Source organism: Neorhizobium petrolearium (assembly GCF_029854435.1).
In the GTDB taxonomy this organism is placed as follows: Bacteria; Pseudomonadota; Alphaproteobacteria; order Rhizobiales; family Rhizobiaceae; genus Neorhizobium; species Neorhizobium petrolearium.
Window position 1 is genome coordinate 215,643 of the sequence record NZ_CP123002.1, and the last position, 16,236, is coordinate 231,878.

The 16,236-nt window shown below is 60.4% G+C and carries 17 protein-coding genes and 1 pseudogene; 3 read left to right on the plus strand and 15 right to left on the minus strand.

Translation table 11 applies throughout. The annotated features are described in order from the left end of the window. Positions 1 to 21: 21 nt before the first annotated feature. The 3 genes from tnpB to QEO92_RS32265 all read right to left on the minus strand — a co-directional run bounded on the left by tnpB (position 22) and on the right by QEO92_RS32265 (position 2,218). The gene (tnpB, locus tag QEO92_RS32255; RefSeq protein WP_011654616.1) at positions 22 to 372 is read right to left on the minus strand and encodes an IS66 family insertion sequence element accessory protein TnpB; all 351 of its coding nucleotides are present in this window, start codon (positions 370 to 372) and stop codon (positions 22 to 24) included. Next, positions 369 to 761 carry an IS66-like element accessory protein TnpA gene (gene tnpA, locus QEO92_RS33305; RefSeq protein WP_407722201.1) on the minus strand — a complete coding sequence of 131 codons (393 nt, stop codon included), beginning with the start codon at positions 759 to 761 and terminating at the stop codon, positions 369 to 371. Before tnpA ends, tnpB begins: the two co-directional genes overlap by 4 nt. 236 nt (positions 762 to 997) lie before the next feature. Beyond that, positions 998 to 2,218: an IS4 family transposase gene (locus tag QEO92_RS32265; RefSeq protein WP_227705923.1), complete on the minus strand. Its 1,221-nt coding sequence runs from the start codon at positions 2,216 to 2,218 to the stop codon at positions 998 to 1,000. 204 nt (positions 2,219 to 2,422) lie between these two features. Here QEO92_RS32265 and QEO92_RS32270 point away from each other — a divergent pair. Beyond that, positions 2,423 to 2,581, plus strand: a pseudogene (locus tag QEO92_RS32270) (IS630 family transposase); the annotation flags it as partial. 12 nt (positions 2,582 to 2,593) lie between these two features. Here QEO92_RS32270 and QEO92_RS32275 read toward each other — a convergent pair. After that, positions 2,594 to 2,902, minus strand: coding sequence for a LexA family protein (locus QEO92_RS32275; RefSeq protein WP_037155434.1), 309 nt, complete (start codon positions 2,900 to 2,902; stop codon positions 2,594 to 2,596). A gap of 42 nt (positions 2,903 to 2,944) precedes the next feature. On the opposite strand from QEO92_RS32275, the gene QEO92_RS32280 reads away from it, so the two are divergent. Next, a complete protein-coding gene (locus QEO92_RS32280; protein ID WP_227705969.1) occupies positions 2,945 to 4,069 on the plus strand; it encodes an IS630 family transposase in 1,125 nt (374 codons plus the stop codon). Positions 4,070 to 4,085: 16 nt separating this feature from the next. Here QEO92_RS32280 and QEO92_RS32285 read toward each other — a convergent pair whose 3' ends face one another. From QEO92_RS32285 to QEO92_RS32335, 11 genes are all read right to left on the minus strand, one after another. Then, the gene (locus QEO92_RS32285; RefSeq protein WP_210058941.1) at positions 4,086 to 4,835 is read right to left on the minus strand and encodes an SDR family NAD(P)-dependent oxidoreductase; all 750 of its coding nucleotides are present in this window, start codon (positions 4,833 to 4,835) and stop codon (positions 4,086 to 4,088) included. Positions 4,836 to 4,887: 52 nt separating this feature from the next. Further along, entirely contained in the window at positions 4,888 to 6,075 is a 1,188-nt protein-coding gene (locus QEO92_RS32290) for an ABC transporter substrate-binding protein (protein ID WP_210058942.1), read from the minus strand. 33 nt (positions 6,076 to 6,108) lie between these two features. After that, the gene (locus tag QEO92_RS32295; RefSeq protein ID WP_210058944.1) at positions 6,109 to 6,804 is read right to left on the minus strand and encodes an ABC transporter ATP-binding protein; all 696 of its coding nucleotides are present in this window, start codon (positions 6,802 to 6,804) and stop codon (positions 6,109 to 6,111) included. Then, entirely contained in the window at positions 6,801 to 7,514 is a 714-nt protein-coding gene (locus QEO92_RS32300; protein ID WP_210058946.1) for an ABC transporter ATP-binding protein, read from the minus strand. Before QEO92_RS32300 ends, QEO92_RS32295 begins: the two co-directional genes overlap by 4 nt. Then, positions 7,507 to 8,517 carry a branched-chain amino acid ABC transporter permease gene (locus QEO92_RS32305; protein WP_210058948.1) on the minus strand — a complete coding sequence of 337 codons (1,011 nt, stop codon included), beginning with the start codon at positions 8,515 to 8,517 and terminating at the stop codon, positions 7,507 to 7,509. The genes QEO92_RS32300 and QEO92_RS32305 overlap by 8 nt, the downstream gene beginning before the upstream one ends. Continuing rightward, a complete protein-coding gene (locus QEO92_RS32310; RefSeq protein ID WP_210058956.1) occupies positions 8,514 to 9,362 on the minus strand; it encodes a branched-chain amino acid ABC transporter permease in 849 nt (282 codons plus the stop codon). Before QEO92_RS32310 ends, QEO92_RS32305 begins: the two co-directional genes overlap by 4 nt. A 152-nt stretch (positions 9,363 to 9,514) precedes the next feature. Beyond that, a complete protein-coding gene (locus tag QEO92_RS32315; protein WP_210058958.1) occupies positions 9,515 to 11,251 on the minus strand; it encodes an FAD-dependent oxidoreductase in 1,737 nt (578 codons plus the stop codon). Further along, complete coding sequence (locus QEO92_RS32320; protein ID WP_210058959.1) at positions 11,248 to 12,675, minus strand: FAD-dependent oxidoreductase; 1,428 nt, start codon at positions 12,673 to 12,675, stop codon at positions 11,248 to 11,250. Before QEO92_RS32320 ends, QEO92_RS32315 begins: the two co-directional genes overlap by 4 nt. Positions 12,676 to 12,683: 8 nt before the next feature. Then, positions 12,684 to 12,923: a hypothetical protein gene (locus QEO92_RS32325; RefSeq protein WP_210058960.1), complete on the minus strand. Its 240-nt coding sequence runs from the start codon at positions 12,921 to 12,923 to the stop codon at positions 12,684 to 12,686. Between the two features lie 40 nt (positions 12,924 to 12,963). Further along, the gene (locus QEO92_RS32330) at positions 12,964 to 14,457 is read right to left on the minus strand and encodes an FAD-dependent oxidoreductase (protein WP_210058961.1); all 1,494 of its coding nucleotides are present in this window, start codon (positions 14,455 to 14,457) and stop codon (positions 12,964 to 12,966) included. Continuing rightward, the gene (locus tag QEO92_RS32335; RefSeq protein ID WP_210058962.1) at positions 14,454 to 15,251 is read right to left on the minus strand and encodes an SDR family NAD(P)-dependent oxidoreductase; all 798 of its coding nucleotides are present in this window, start codon (positions 15,249 to 15,251) and stop codon (positions 14,454 to 14,456) included. Before QEO92_RS32335 ends, QEO92_RS32330 begins: the two co-directional genes overlap by 4 nt. Before the next feature lie 119 nt (positions 15,252 to 15,370). On the opposite strand from QEO92_RS32335, the gene QEO92_RS32340 reads away from it, so the two are divergent. Then, positions 15,371 to 15,835, plus strand: a complete 465-nt coding sequence (locus QEO92_RS32340) for a MarR family winged helix-turn-helix transcriptional regulator (protein WP_210058963.1) — start codon at positions 15,371 to 15,373, stop codon at positions 15,833 to 15,835. Positions 15,836 to 16,236 lie beyond the last annotated feature (401 nt).

Here is a 16,236-nt window from a genome sequence, read left to right on the forward strand (position 1 = left end):
AAAAACAGTGGAACGATGCGACTATCCTGCCGTTGCAGGTCGCTGCGTCCAGCGTGGATTGCGCCAGTCGATCCCTTCCAGAAGATAGCCGAGTTGCGCCGCCGACACTGGCACGGCGGAGCCATTTTGACTGACCGGCCAGATGAACTTTCCGGCTTCAAGCCGCTTCAGGTAAAGCGACATGCCGATCCCGTCGTGCCACAGAACCTTGATCAGATCACCCTTGCGACCCCGGAAGCAGAAGACTTCGCCGCCATGAGGATCGCGGCCAAGACCCTGTTGCACCTTCAGCGCCAGGCTGTTCATGCCGCAGCGCATGTCCGTCACACCACCCGCGATCCATACCTTCACCCCAGCCGGAAAGGCGATCATGACGCATCCAGGACCGGCAACAGCCGGGCAAGGATGGTCGGATCCAGCGAGGCCGGGATCGTCAGCCGTCGGCCGTTCGGCAGGCCGATCTCGATCGTCCTGTCGTCTTCAGGCAGCGGCGGTGAGGCCATCGCGAAAGATGCCGCCGGCGGTGGCGAAATCGCAAGCGGCACGAAGCCCGTTGACGCGGAAACGTTCAGAAGCCCGCTTCGGTATTCCCGACGCCAACGGGTCAACAGTGACCGCGACAATCCATAACGCCGCGCCGTCACCGAGCCCTGCCGAAACCCTTGCAGGCTCTCCTCGACGATCCGAACCTTTTCTTCATCCGACCAATCCCGTCGGCGACCAAAATCGTCGACAGACAAAAGCTCAATGGGGGAAATCACTGTAGTGCATGACATAAGCCATGGACTTAGAGCTAATCACCAAGTCAAGACAGACGGCCTTCGCCGCAGGCATACAGTTAATGATTTTGATGGCTTGTTTGATATCGATTGGCGGCAGTGGTGGATCGGTTCGTCGTCGCAGGGGAAAGTTGCTCATCTTGCGTTTGACGCCGCGCTTATTGCGGCGATGCGATCGGAGCGGCACACGCTCTTGCAGGATTTCGGCGAGCACGGCGTCATGAAAGGCGCGGCGTTGTCGAGGGGGGAATGGCGGCAAACACGGTGAGTTTGCGGCGGATGACGCGAACGGTGTGGATGAAGGAAAGCCGATCGGGGTCCTCATCGGCTGACAGGGCGGCTTCATGCATCAAGCCGCGAATGGCGAAGTGGGCCATGATGAGGCCGTAAAACTCTTGGCGTACCAGATCGGGCGTGCGGCTGCGCAGCACGATCCTGGCGCCGCGCAGATGGGTCTTGAGTTCATCGAAGCTGGTCTCGATTGCCCAGCGTTCGTGATAGAGTGCGGCCAACTCCTTGGCCGGCGCCTCCTCATGATCGAGAAGGCTGGTCACCAGCCGGTAGATCGGCTCCGCCCCGGTAACGCCGTCGAGGCGATAGTCGATGACGCGGACTTGAACGCCGTTGGTCTTATGGCGCCAATCGCGTTCGCACCGATAGATGCGGCTCAGACAGGAACCGTCCGGCAGGCGCTTGTCAGGGCTCAGGCGCATATTTTTGCGCACCCGCCACAACAAGTTGGCGCCGCTGTCGCGCGCCAGGCTCCACAGCTCAAAGCCGAAGAAGGACCGGTCGGCCAGGCACAACATGTCCGGCTCAAGGCACGCCAGGACGGCCTTGGCGAGCGTGACCTCGCTGGTCGCGCAACCGGCCATCTGGTTGGCGAACAACACCTGCGTGCCGTTCTCGACCAGGCTGACAAAGCGGATTTGCGGATAAGCGCTCGCGCCGCGACTGGCGCCGGGATAGCCAAACGCGGCAACGTTGGCCGCTTCGTCGGCGACGTCGAGCGTGCTGCCGTCGAGGCTCACCAAACGCCGCCCCTTGTACCAGGCGCCGCGCGTGGCGGCTGTGGCAATCGGCGCGACGATCTCATCATGCAACTGCCGCATGACTTCAAAGCCCAGCCGGGCACGGGCCTGCGAAATGGCGGACTTGCCGGCGACCTTGACCGCGACCGACGGATCGCGCAGCCATTGCAGCCCTTCCAGAAGGCAGCGCAGCACCTCGCGGTAGGACGACGTCATGTAAAGCGCCAGGGCGATGACGTAATAGACCACCACATGAGCCGGCAGGTCGCGCTCGCGGATGCTGCCCTTGCCGGCCGCCGTCAGGATGGCCCGGATCCTCGCCACAGGAAAGGTCTTGGCGATCACGCCGAGGCTAATGTAATCGCTGACCCGGCTGCCTTCGGGAAGAATTGCAACGGTGCGTGCCATGTGATTCGCCTCCTGCGCCATAGCACGCGGCAGGAGGCGAGATCATGGTTAATGAATCCTTAATCAGCCATTAAATAAACGGCATTGGGGTTAGACGCGGAAAATTAAAAGGGCGTCTCACGAAAGTCGGAACACAACAGATCTGGCTTGTCAGCCTGTCTCAGGCCTCAACAAGAACCTCACATGGAGAGTCACTATGGCAAAGCAATTGAAAACGCCTTCTCAAAGTTGAAGGCCATGTTGCGGGCTCGGGCAGAGAGAAAGATCGATGCTTTGTGGGACGCGGTCGGCGCATTGATGCCCCGCTTCACGCCGACAGAATGCGCAAACTACTTCAGGGCTGCTGGATATGACCCGGATTGAACAGGATCTGCTCTAGTGTGACGTCTCAGAGATTATGACGGGTTGTTCTATGCCCAGAATTGGCAGGTCTTGCGGGGGGACGAGCAGTTGGATGCTGCGCGCGACACCTGGTTGCTTTTGGATCAATCCGATTTTCTCAAGTGTCTTTAGCATCTGGTGGACCGAGGGTGGGGTGACTTTGAAGTATCGCTGGAAGTCTGCCTCGGCTGGGGCACGGCCATTGATCTGTGAATAGGCCCATATGAAGGCAAGATACTGGCCCTGCTTTGCGGTGAAGGGGGTTGGTCCGCCCGGCTTCTTTTGGTCAAGCAATTGATTCATTTCGGATTCATCCAAGGTCCCTCGACGATGAGGGATATTGTGATGAACGTACGATATCGAGTCGATCTTAGCCAGATCGAACGCGACGAGCTTGGCGCTTTGGTGAGTGGTGGCAAGCAACCAGTCCGACGGCTCAAGCGAATGCAGATACTGCTGGCGGCTGACGCCGGCGTCAGCGATGAGGCCATCGAAGCCTCGGTGCAGACCAGCGGCTCCACCATCTATCGCACCAGGAAGCGCTTTGTGGAGATCAGCCTGGAGGCCGCCCTCAGTGAAGAGCCGCGGCCCGGGGCGGCTCGAAAGCTGAGCGGCAAGGACGAGGTGCAACTGGTCGCCCTGGCTTGCTCGGATCCACCCAAGGGCTGCGCCCGGTGGACCTTGAAGCTTTTGGCCAACGCGCTGCTGGAAGTGGTCGAACATCAGAGTGTCTCACGCGAAACTATCCGCCGCAGACTGGACGACAACGACCTGAAGCCCTGGCAGAAGAAGATGTGGTGCATCGCCAAAATCGATGGCGAATATATCGCCCGGATGGAGGATCTCCTCGATCTTTACGCCGAGCCGAGTGATCCTAAGCGGCCAGTCGTCTGCTTCGATGAAAGTCCGATCCAGCTCATCGGCGAGGTGCGCGTGCCTATCGTGCAGAAACCGGGGAAGCGATACCGCTACGACTCCGAATACAAGCGCAATGGCACGGCCAACCTCTTCGTTATGGTCGACGCCAATAGGTCATGGCGCAAGGTCAAGGTCACTGATCGGCGCGCCAACGAGGACTTCGTCGTCTGCATGCGCGACCTGGTCGACCTCGATTATCCCGGCGCCAACCGGGTCCGTGTCGTGATGGATAACCTATCAACCCACACGGCCTCCGCTGTCTATCAGACCTTCCCGGCCGCCGAGGCGCGTCGGATCTTGCGACGTCTGGAATTCCACTACACGCCCCGCCACGCGAGCTGGCTCAATATGGCCGAGATCGAGATCGGCGTCATGCGCCGACAGTGTCTTGACCGCCGTATCGACAACCGCGACTTGCTCAAATCCGAGGTTGACGCCTGGGAGCGGCGTCGAACCGAAAGTGGCGCTCAAATCCGATGGATGTTCTCGACAGACCAAGCCCGCAAAAAGATGGCAAAGTCTTATCCAATACCTTTGCTCAACGAGTCATAATCTCTGGGACGTCACACTAGTAGCTGGACCGCCCTCCCGACGCGTCGAATGCAGCGCCAGTCACGAAGCTGCACTCCTCGGACGCGATCCAGAGGATCTGCGCCGCCACTTCCTCAATTTTCCCCAGCCGATTGAGGGGAATTTTAGAGGCGGAAAGGGCAATGGCCTCCTCGCTCATCTCCTTCAGAAGATCCGTTTGCACCAATCCCGGCGTGATGCAATTAACAAGAACGCCGGTACCCGCCAACTCCAGCGCAAGCGCTTTCGTGAGGGACAGCACGGCACCTTTCGATGCCGAATAAGCGGCCATATACGGGTTTCCTTGCTTGCCGGCGACGGATGCGATCGAAACAATTCGCCCATAGTTCCTAGCCTTCATTGCGGGAATAACCGCACGGCTGCTAAGGAAGATACTGTCCAGGTTAATATCGATGATGCGCTTCCACTCCTGAAGGGTAAACTCCTCCATCGGTTTGGTCGGCCCAGTCACGCCTGCCGCGTTGATCAGGATGTCTACGGAACTGGTCACCTCGAGAGCCTGCTCGGCTGCAGCGGCCACCGCAGATTCGGACGTCACATCGACCTTTACGTACGCGAAATCGCCTGGAGCAGACGCGAATAGCCCCTGCGACGGCTCCGGGCTCAGCAGATCCCATATCACAACGCGGGCGCCGGAGGCGAGAAGGCGGTCCGCGACTCCCCGGCCAATGCCACGGGCACCACCCGTGACGACGGCGGTGCGGTTCTTGAAGTCGAACTTTATCATGATCTACCTTTGTGAAAGCGGCCGCCCGATGAACGCGGGCGACCTTGGCTCGTTAGAGCTTGCAGGCGTCGTCTGCGGCAGGCATTGCGACGTCGGCGGCAACCGACGTCGCCACCACCGGACGCAGCGTGCCATCCTGATCCTCGATGCGCCCGAAGAAGTTACCGCGGACGAACTGGTGGTCGGCCTGCCGCACCGAAATCTTGCCGATGATGGTGTCGGTTTCGATGCCTTCGAGTGCTTCCGCTATGTCTTCCGGGGAAGTGCTGTCGGCCTTGTCGATGCCCGCGAACAGGACCTGCATTCCGAGATAGGTCTCGCCTTCGAAGTTCGCCGGCAAAGTACCTGGATATTTCTTGGCCCAAGCGTCAACAAAGGCCTTGTTTGCAGGAGTGTCCAGAGTCGACGAGTAGTTAATGATGCCGTAGATGCCCTTAGAGACGTCACCCAGCGTCTTCACTGTATTGTCGGTGACGAAGCTGACGCCCGCGACCTTGAGTTTGTCGATTAGGCCGAACTGCTTTGCCTGTTGCGCGAAGTTGATCGCATCGCGACCGGCCAGCGCGACCCAAACGCCTTCCGCTCCCGAATCGAGGATCTTCTGGATGTAGGGAGCGAAGTCATTCGTTCCGAGACCCGCATAGCCTTCTGCGACGATATCGCGGGTAAGACCGCTCGCGGTCTTGGTGAAGCTTGCGCCGGAATTTCTGCCCCAGGCGGTATCCGAGCCCATGATGGCCCATTTCTTCTCGCTCTGCTCCTTGAGCCAAGTACCGACCGTCGCGGCATCGGCATAGTCGGGGATATTGGCCCGGAAGAAACGCGGACTGCACTCGGCGCCGGTCAGAGCATCCGCCTTCGGAACGGTGCCCATCATGACGGCATCCCAGCGCTCCAACATCGGCGCAATGCCGAGCGCCTCGCCCGAAGCGATGGAGCCCGTCAAAATAGTAAAACCGTCATTGACCAGCTTCTCGGCCTGTTGCCGAGCGATATCGGCCTTCGCTTGGGTGTCCTGATACTGCGTCTCGACCTTCCTTCCGTCGATGCCTCCCTTCGCATTCACTTCTTCGACCGCAAAATCTACCGCCCTCTTGACCTGTTGCCCAAGATCGCCGTAGGCGCCCGTCAAGGCCGTCGCGACGCCGATTTTGATCGTAGCGTCGGCTGCGGATGAAGCCCCGGCGGCAATCAGGAACGCTGCAGCGGCCACTCCGGCATATAGTTTGGTAGTTCTCATAATTCTCTCCTCCACTTTCCGGCTCCGGCCGGGTTACACAGAAACGTGTCTCTTCAGCTCCTCAGCCGTCAACGCCGAGAGCCGCCCGTCCTCGACAACGGATCCCTTGGCCATGACGTAGTATCGATCACCGACGGAGCGAATCAGGCCAAAATTCTGCTCGATCAATAGGATCGCGGTGCCTTGTTCCGCCAGACGGACGAGAGACGCACCGAGTTCGTCAACAACCACGGGCGCCAGACCTTCGCTAGGCTCGTCGAGGATCAGAAGGTCGGGATTGGCCATAAGCGCCCGACCGATGGCCAACATCTGCTGCTGTCCACCGCTCATGGCAGTTCCCAGCCCGTCAGCGCGCTCGCGCAGGATCGGGTACATGGCGAAAACGGCTTCCAGGTTCCAAGGCCCCTTGCGATCGGGCGCTGAGCCGAGAAGCAGGTTTTCGCGAACTGTCAGGCCGGGCACGATGCGGCGGCCTTGCGGTACGATCGAAATACCGCTGCGGGCGGCCCGGAAGGCACGAATGGGCTTTTGGACGCGCGTCATGAACGAAACCTTGCCCGACGTCAGCCGCGCAGCGCCGATGCAGGTGTTGACCACGGTCGTCTTGCCAACGCCGTTTCGACCGATCAAGGCGACTCGTTCGCCTTTTTCCACCTTCAGCGAAACGCCGTGCAGGACTCGTGCCGACCCATAGGCCGCGTGAACGTTTTGCAGTTCGAGCAGGCTCATGCGAAAGTGCTCCCCAAATACGCACGAATGACTTCAGGATTGGCGCGCACCTCGTCAGGCAGGCCTTCCGTCAACACTTCGCCCAGATGCAGGACCGTCAGCCGATCGCAGATCGCGAAAATCACTTCCATGTCGTGTTCTACGAGGAGGATGGTGAGCTTCCAACGCTCGGCCAGATTGCGCAGGTGCCGCGCCATGGCGAGCGACTCCTCGATTGTCAGGCCTGCTGCGGGTTCATCAAGCAACAGTAGTTTCGGCTTGCCGACCAAGGCGAGTGCCAGGTCCACGCGGCGCTGGTCTCCATAGGAGACGTCCGATGCGGTTCTGTCGGCAATCGCCGTTAGCGATAGTTCGGCTAGAACTTCTTCCGTATTGTCGAATTCCGCTTTTCGTGCCGCGAGTTGGACCTGCTGACGGATTCCCAGCTCGGGGAAGATGTTGGTCTTCTGGAAGGATCGCGAGAGTCCAACCGCACGGCGTTCGCGCTCCGACAGTCGCGAAATGTCCTGGCCGTTCAGGCAGACAGTGCCCTGCTGATTGCGGCCCCTTCCGGTGAGCACGTCCATGCAAGTCGATTTTCCGGCGCCGTTCGAGCCGATCAGGCCGCGAATTTCACCCTGTCTCAGCTTAAAGCTGACGTTATTGAGTGCGGCGAAACCGCCATAGCGCCGAGTCAGGCCGGTGGCCTCTAGCATGTAGGTGTCAGACATCGCGTCCTCCACGAATACGGTTGACGAGCGAGGAGACGGCGCCACTTGCGCCGGAAGGCAGTAGAATGACGACAGCGATTAGCACCAAACCGACGATGGATTGCCAGTGGGTCGTGTAGTTGCCCGCGAAGTCACGCAGGATCACGAACAGGAAGGCTCCGAGGGCGGGTCCCCAGACCGACCGCGTGCCGCCGATGATGGCGATGATCAGCGCCTCACCAGACAGACTCCAGTGTAGGAGGCCGGGTGTAATATAACCGTTGTAGAGCGCAAACAGGGTGCCGCCGATGGAGGCAATGAGGCCCGAAAGCGCGATGATCGCAGCACGCGGCATCAGCGTCCGGAAACCGATGAAGCGCGCGCGCTCCTCGTTGTTCTTGATAGCAAGCGTCAAGGTTCCGAAATGCGAACGGCTGAGCAGCACCAGCCCGACGATGATGATGATCAGGGCGGACCAGCTCACCAGGAACATGGTGTCGGCCTTCTGGAAGAAGCTGAGCTTCAAGCCGAAGATCTCGCGCGGAAGACGCATGCGCAAGCCGTCTTCGCCGTTGGCGAGGTCGCGCCAGCGCATCATCAGTTCGAACAGAGCCTGGGCGATTGCGAGGCTCAGCATCGAGAAGGCGACCCCCTGTGTCCGCAGGAGGATGAAGGACAGGGCAAAGGCCGCCAGCGTGGCGATCACCGGCGCAAGCAGCACAACCGCTTCGCCTGAAAGGCCTGTATAGACGCTCATCAGCACCAGCAGATAAGCCGCGCCGCCGTAGAAAGCGGCGTGGCCGAAGCTGCTGAAGCCTGCCTGCCGGACCAAGAAACCGACACCCGTTGCCAGGATGGCGGTCATCGAAGCCGACGTCAGAAGCGACAATATATTTCGCGGCAGTCCGAGCCACGGCAGGACGAAGCCGACGAGCGCAACGGCGATGCCGACGACGACGAGTACGGGTGGCGTAGTAGAGGTTCTAACTTTGGGAGCGGCAGCCGCCATGGATAAATTGCTCATGAGTAGGACCTCGCAAACCCTGTCGGCTTCAGGATCAGCACCACAACCATCAGCAGAAGCGGAAGCATCGACGCGACGTTCGGCACGTAGACGATGCCGAGATTGTGCACCTGCCCGATCAACAGTGCGGCGATAAAGGCGCCGGCGAACGATCCGAGACCCCCCGTGACCACGACGATGAAGCTTTCGATGAGAATCGAGCTCCCCATCGACGGCGACAGTGCAAGAAGCGGTGAGGCTATGACGCCGGACAGGCCGGCAAGGGCTGTACCAAGGCCGACGACGGAAAGGCTGAGCTTCTCCGTGTCAACGCCCTGCATGCCGGTGGTTAGCGCGTCGACGCTGGAAGCGCGAACGTACAGACCGGCGCGGCTGAAGCGGAGCCATAGGGTCAGGCCCAGCGCAACGGCGATCGCAACGGCAATTACCAGGAGACGATAGACCGGAAACAATATGTCGCCAAGCTGCACTGTGCCGTCGAAGGGATAGGGCGCCAGGACAGACAGCGTATCGGCGCCCCAGATCATTTGGACCACATCCTCGAAAACGAGCAGGATGCCGAAGGTCACGAGGACGGTCACCATGTGGTCGGCGTTCTGCAACGGCCTGAAGACGACATAATCGAGAAGGATGCCAATCAAACCAAGAACGAGAACTGCGACGATCAATCCTCCCCAGAAGCCGAAGACCATGGCGGCGGTATAGCCGGCATAGGCGCCGACCATGTAGAAGCCGCCATGGGCGAAGTTGACCACGCGTCGCAGCCCGAAGATCAGGACCAAACCGACGGAAACGATGTAGAGAAGGCCTGCATAGACCAGACCGTTCAAAATCTGGATCAGCATGATTACCGCCCTCCCTTTCGACAAGCCACCGCGCACCGCACGGTGTTCTTGTTGTTATGCATCTGTCGCTCCTCCGACATTGCGCCCTTGCCGACATCGGCGGCCAGGACCATCATTCCTCGTACCGCGGCATGTCTCAATGCCGCGGTCTGCTAGTCGTACCGCTCCCTCGCGGCCGCATTGACGGCGCGATAAGCAAAAACCACAGCGGGTCCAAGCGTCGTTCCGGGCCCGGGATAGGAATCCCCCATCACGGACGCCATGTCGTTTCCGCAGGCGTAAAGCCCCGGGATGGGGTTCTCGTCGCCATCGACGACACGCGCGTCTTCATCGGTCGATATGCCGGCGCTGCAGGCGATTTCCGCCGGCCAGACCGCCATGGCATAGACATTCTTGGTGCCGACCGGTGCCAGGCAGGGATTGGGCTTGACCTGGGGATCGCCGTTGAAGCGGTTGAGCGCGGAGTGGCCTTTGTGGAAATCCTCGTCCACGCCGCGCGCCGCCTGCTCGTTGTAGCGGGAAAGCGTTGCCTCCAATCCGGCGGCGTCAATCCCCAGTTTCTTTGCCAGCGCCTCCGGGGTCTCCCCGTGGACGAGGTAGCCGCTGGTGAGGAAGGGGGCGAGGTCAGTCGTGCCGGGATAGATGTGCCCGAGACCGTACTTGCGGATGAAGGTCCCGTCGCAGATCAGCCAGGTCGGAATCGCGCTGTCGGGATCGTTCGAACGGTACATGGCTTCTACGAAATCGTGATAGGAATCCGCCTCGTTGCAGAAGCGCCGCCCCGCGCGGTTGACGGCAATCAGGCCGGGCTTGGCCCGGTCCAGAGACAAATGCGGGAAGAGGCCCTGCGTCCCATCCTTGCGGCGGGTCACGGACACAGGGGTCCAGAAGCCGCCGCTGCCGTTTTCGGTTTCGCTGATCCGCGCTCCGAGCGCCTCCGCCGCCGCTATGCCCTCGCCCTGATTGGCGGTGCTCGCCAGCGAGAATTTCGGCGTCGGCTGCGGCATCAGCCGTTCACGATAGCCCGCATTATGCGCAAAGCCGCCGGTCGCGAGGATGACGCCCTTGCGTGCGGAAATCCTGGCGGTCCCCGACGGTCCCGCGACGGTCGCTCCAGTCACCCGACCATTTTCGACGAGAAGTTCGCCGAGGCACGTTCCGAATTCGGGACGCACGCCGAGCTTCAGCAGCGAATGATACATCCGCGCCACCAGAGCATTGCCCATCACAAGCCGCGTGCCGCGTGAAAAGCGCAACCGATCCGTCAGGTAACGTAAAAACAGTCTGGCGGAATAAATGAAGTTGCCCAGCGACTGGAAGCGGCCCAGCAGCCGGGGGATATCCATCTTGCCGACCATCATGCCACCGAAGATCATGAACTCGTCGATCGGCGGTCGCACACGTTCGAAATCCCGGCCGAGCATCCGAGCGTCGAACGGAGCCGGAACGATCGCACGGCCACGCACGGCCGCGCCGGCCTTGGCGTGGTAATCAGGGTGCTCGCCGCACGGAAGAAATTTCACCTCAGTCATGGACTGAAGCACATCGATCGCCTCGACGCCGGTGCTGAAATAGACGTCGCGCTGCCGGTCAGTGCGGTGCGTATGCGCGGCAATCAGGCTGTCTAGGTAGGCGGCTGCCTGCGTGATGCTGTCCTTGTCGCCGATCTGTTTACCTTGGCTATTTTCCGGTATCCATAGTGTGCCGGCGGACGTAGAGGCCGTTCCACCGATCATTTCAGACTTTTCGATAATGACGACATCCAGTCCTCTCAGCTTCGCGAAGATGGCGGCGGCCATGCCGGCTGGGCCAGCGCCTATCACGAGCAGATCGACCGTCCGTACAGGCTCGGCTGACGTCAGATTTTTGGACGATTCGTTCAGGGTCATACTGCCTCCCGCAGAGCGGCGCGCGCCAGCGTGGCAGCGGTCTCGCCGGCGATCATTCCGAATGTTGCGGACTTGGACAGCCCGCCCGAGTAGCCGTCACGGCTGAAGCCTTCGAGCCCACCGGTGCATGCGCCGGCTGCGAGCAGGCCTGGGATCGGACGCTCTTCGGCGTCCAGCACCTGAGCCGCCGCATCGGTCAGGATGCCTCCCATCGTGTAGGTTACCCCGGCACAGAGCGGCACCGCGTGGAACGGGCTAGTCCGTATCGGGTGCGCCTTATATGCCGCATTGCTCCTGTCCGGTTCGAATGCTCCCTGCCCGTCGATCGCCGCATTCCAGGCCGCCACCGATCGTGCAAGGGCTTTGGGATCGAGGCCGATGCGGAATGCCAGCTGATCGAGGCTGTTCTCGGAGATGAGTCGTCCTCCTGCCCGCTCCAGATAAGGGTTCGCAGGCAACAGCCAGTCGCGGCCGGGCCCCTGCCAGATGGCTTCGTCGAAGATCACGTGGCACCCAAGCGGATCATCGAGCCGCGCCATGCAGTTCGCGGCGTGAACGCCGCCGATGCTCTCGTCGCAGAAGCGATTTCCGGCGCGGTCGACGAGCAGGCCGGAAACGCAGAGCGAGTCCATGACGGGATAAGGCCAGAAGCGTCCGTCCGTCATCGCCTCACGGTACTGGATATGTCCGTAGAAGCTCTCCATGCCGATAAGCTTTGCGCCCACGGCTTCGGCCATCTCGAGCCCATTGCCGCGTCCGGTTTCGGCGTTGCGCATCAGGAGGCGGTCCGGCGCGGGAGAGATATACCGTCCGATCAGCTCACGTTTTGCCTGAAAACCGCCGTCGCACAGGATCACGACCGGCGCGTCGAGGCGTTCTTCTCGTCCGTTGCGGGAAACCAAAAGGCCGCTGACTCGGCCATTCTTGGCGACGATCTTGCGAGCAATCACGCCTTGATCGAAACGACCGCCGAGTTCCGCCAGCCGCTTGTTGAGGGTGCGGAGCATCACGTCGCCCGCGCGCCAGTGCCAGTTCAGGCCGGTATTGCGGACACCGGGCGGCGCCAGTGAGTTCTGCCTCAGCCCATCCGGGCCGACACGGATGAGGCCGACGCCCTGTGTGCGCAGCCACGCGATCGCCCGAGCGGCATTGCGGGCTAACATTGTAGCCAATGAAACCCGCGTCTCGCCACCTGTCACTCGCTTGAGCCGGGCAATGAGTTCGGCCGGTTCGGAACGCATGTCCTCCATACCGATGTGAAAGAGTCCGCCCGTGTAGCGGCTGTTGCAGAGGTAATGCTCGCCAGTCCCCTGCTCGATGACGCGCACGCTCAGACCGAGTTCGGCTGCACGGATGGCGGAGCTCATCCCGGCGAGGCCGCCGCCGACGATTAGAACATCTTGGGAGCGAGCTGTTTCCTTCATGATGGACCTCAGCGCGGCATCAGCGTGTCGGACAGGACGCGGAGCACCTCTACGTAGCTCCGCAGGATCAGCCAGAGCACGGCCGCGGCCAAGAGCGCGACAACCATCCAGAGCCAGCCATAGCCAGCCGCGATAGCCCAAATGCCGAAGCAGAGCGGCGCCAGCGCGATGACGATGGCCAGGAGATCACCCTTTTCGGCAAGAAGCCGAATGGCCGGATAGGACGGTGGCTGTTTAGGATCGGACATCTTCAACCTCTGCGACTACGTTCAAAATGGTTCGATGAGCTCAGGCGGAGGCAGCGTGGCGCGCCGCAAGCCGTCCCGAAGTGAAGGCCCACGCCAGATGATGGCCATGCCCCTCCAGCAGAAGGCCACCCTGCCCGGCCGAGCCGACAGCATACAGGCCGGGCACGACGGTGCCGTCGCCCCGGATGACCTGGTGGTTGGTGTTCACCGTGAGGCCGCCATCGGTGAGGATGATCCAGCTCTTGACGGGGCCGAGGGCGTGGAAGGGGCCTTTCGAGACCCGCGGGCGACCTTCGATGCCGGCTTCCGCAGCATGCTTTGCCACTTCGGCTTCCAGCGTACCGCTTGGCACGCCGATCTTTCGGGCCAGTTCACCGAGCGTCGGCGCGCTGGAATAAAGATCGGGGCGCGTCCGCTTGTAGTCCGACAGATAGGCATAGGCGACGCCCGGCGCAGTCGAGATGAAATAGGGCCAGGCATTGAACTTCTTCGCTACCTCGTCATCGAAAACGATGAAGGCCTGTTTTTGCGGCTGCTGACCGAATGCGAAGTTCGGCTTGGCAAGTTCGTCGGCAAAACGCTCGCCGTCCCGATTGACCAGGATCGCCCCCTCCCGGAACATCGTGGGCTCCGGCGACAGATAGGTGGTCACGAAGGACAGGATGAAGGGACGCAGGATCCACGAGGGCATCGTGTTCAGCGACCAGCGCATCAGCCGTGTGAACCATGGCCAGGGCGGCAACTTCTGGAGTAAGTTCGGCTTCGGCGGCGGCATGAAGCGCAGATTTGGCCCATAGACGACGTGGCCATATTTGATCTTCGCCCCCAGTGCTTCGCCCATCCGCTGTCCGTCGCCGGTGTTCGTCGTGTTGACGCCATCGATGTCGCGCACCGGAGGATTGAAACGCTCCTTCCATTCAGGGCTCGACGAATAGTCGCCTGAAGCTAGAACGACCGCCTTCCTTGCGCGCAAGATGCCACTGCGCAATTGCACGCCGACCACCCGCCCGTCTTCGACCAGCAGATCCTTGACCTCCGAATTAACTCGGATCGTCACGCCGACGCGTCGCGCTTCGCGTTCTAGAAAATAGATATAGGCGCGGGAGTTCGGCAGGATGTTGTGCATGCGCGGCTGGCGATGCGGCGGCTCCGGCATTGGGCCGTAGAAAGTCACTCCAAGGCTCTCGAGCCATGCGACGCTTTCGCTCACGTTCTCGACCAAGATGCGCCGGAGGGCTTCGTTGTCATCCTTGGCCAGTTCAGGGGCGAACTTCGGCATGTCCTCGAAATGCGCCTGCGGATCATCTACGATGCCGGCCTTCTTCTGCAGCCTGGTACCGGTGGCGGTAACTGAGCCTATTGAAAGTCCAGTGCTTCCGCGTACTTCCGTATGCTTTTCCAGCAGAATGACGCTGGCGTCTGCCTTCTTCGCAAATATAGCGGTCGTCAGACCGGAGCCGCCTCCGCCGACGACGATGATGTCGGCATCCGCCTGAGACGTTGAACGACTGTCTGTTGCTGCAATCAATGTCATGTCTGAACGCCCGCCGTAAGATCAATACCGGCCTCAAGCGAAATTCGCCGTGCGGAACCTGCAGCGAGAAAGCCGCCGTCCATGGCGATATCCTCACCTGTGATGTAGCCGGCCTCGTCGCTTGCAAGAAAAAGCACGAGATTTGCCGCCTCCTCCATTGTCCCGAACCGACCGAGCGGGGTAGCACTCCGCCAAGGCTCAAGATGACTGCCGCCAGCATTCAGGCCGGTGACGATAATGCCTGGGCAGATTGCGTTAACGCGGATATTCCATTCGACATATTCCGCTGCCGCAGTCCGCGTCAGCCCGAGAAGGCCCGCTTTGGAAGCCGCATAGGCCGGATCGTTATGCCCGACGTGTGCAGCAACCGAAGCCATATTAACGACCGCACCGCCACCGGCATCGCGTATGGCTGGGCAGACCGTCTTCATTCCGAGAAAGGCGCCATTCAGGTTGACGCTCATCACGCGCTGCCAATTCTCAAGGCTGGTTCCGGTGATGCCCGTACGGTTGACGATACCGGCATTGTTGACAAGGGTCGTGATCCTCCCCTTCCAGTCCAGCACATCGGCAACAAGTTGGCGCCAGGCATCTTCGTTCGTGACATCCAGGGAAAAGTACCGGACATCCGCATGCTGGGCCTGAAGTTCATGAGCTAACGCTGTGCCCTCCTCTTCGAGAACGTCGGCGATAGCGACTGCCGCGCCCTCTTCGCTCAGCCGCCTCACATCCGCCGCACCGACGCCACGCGCTCCTCCGCTGACAATGACGACTTTATCCTTCATACGGTTCATGCTTCCATTGCTCCCGAAGGAGCCCTCCCAAAGCTTCGCAATTTCAACCTAGATACTGGAGGTTTGCTGAAATTCAGCATAAATACGGTCCAACCGCAAAGTGAGCTGAAGAAACCGCAATGTCCCTCGAAGATCTTTATGCCCGCCCCGCGCACCTCATCCGCAGAGCCCACCAAATATCATGGGCAATATTCCTGGATGAATGCGAGGAATTTGCCTTAACGCCGGTCCAGTATGCCGCACTCGTCTCGATTGATGCCGTCCCCGGTACAGATGCGACGCGAATTTCGAACATGATAGCCTTCGACCGATCGACAATTGGCAACGTCCTTGATCGACTCGAAAAGCGCGGCCTGATCGAACGCCGACCCAGCCAAACCGACCGTCGGCAACGTCTGGTTTTCTTGACGGATCAGGGCTCCAGACTGTTGGCCGACTGCAAAGAGGCAGTAGACCGTGTCCAGAACAGGATCGTTGGGGTGTTAAGCCGCTCCGAACGGGAGATCTTTCTGAAGCTGATGACACGCATCGTCCACCTGCATAATGATGTCACCTCGGCGCCCATTAGGTCGCTCGACGGTTAATCGCTTCAAGAAAATATTCATTCAGATTTCTCCTGTTGGAACAACTGCCTCAACCCAGCGCACGGTAAAAACAGTCCATCTCCTCACTCCGTATTGATATGTATGCGCAACAAATCAGACCTGTCAACACAGTTGACTTGGTAAATAACTGAAACAGCTTCTCATCGACTCTGACTGTACACGACGCGCTACTCCCGCGCCGAAGCGGCGACAATCGTGCTTGGATGTCGCGCAGCTGCGGCCTGATGAGCTCCGGCACATCAAACAGCCCCATCATCAGTCCGATGCGCGTGTTGATGTTTAACACTATTCTTCACCCGCATTATTGACCGTATACGTACATTCAGATTACTTCCCATTATCAGCCGGCGCGTCAGGTTCCGAAAGGGAGAACGTCTTCG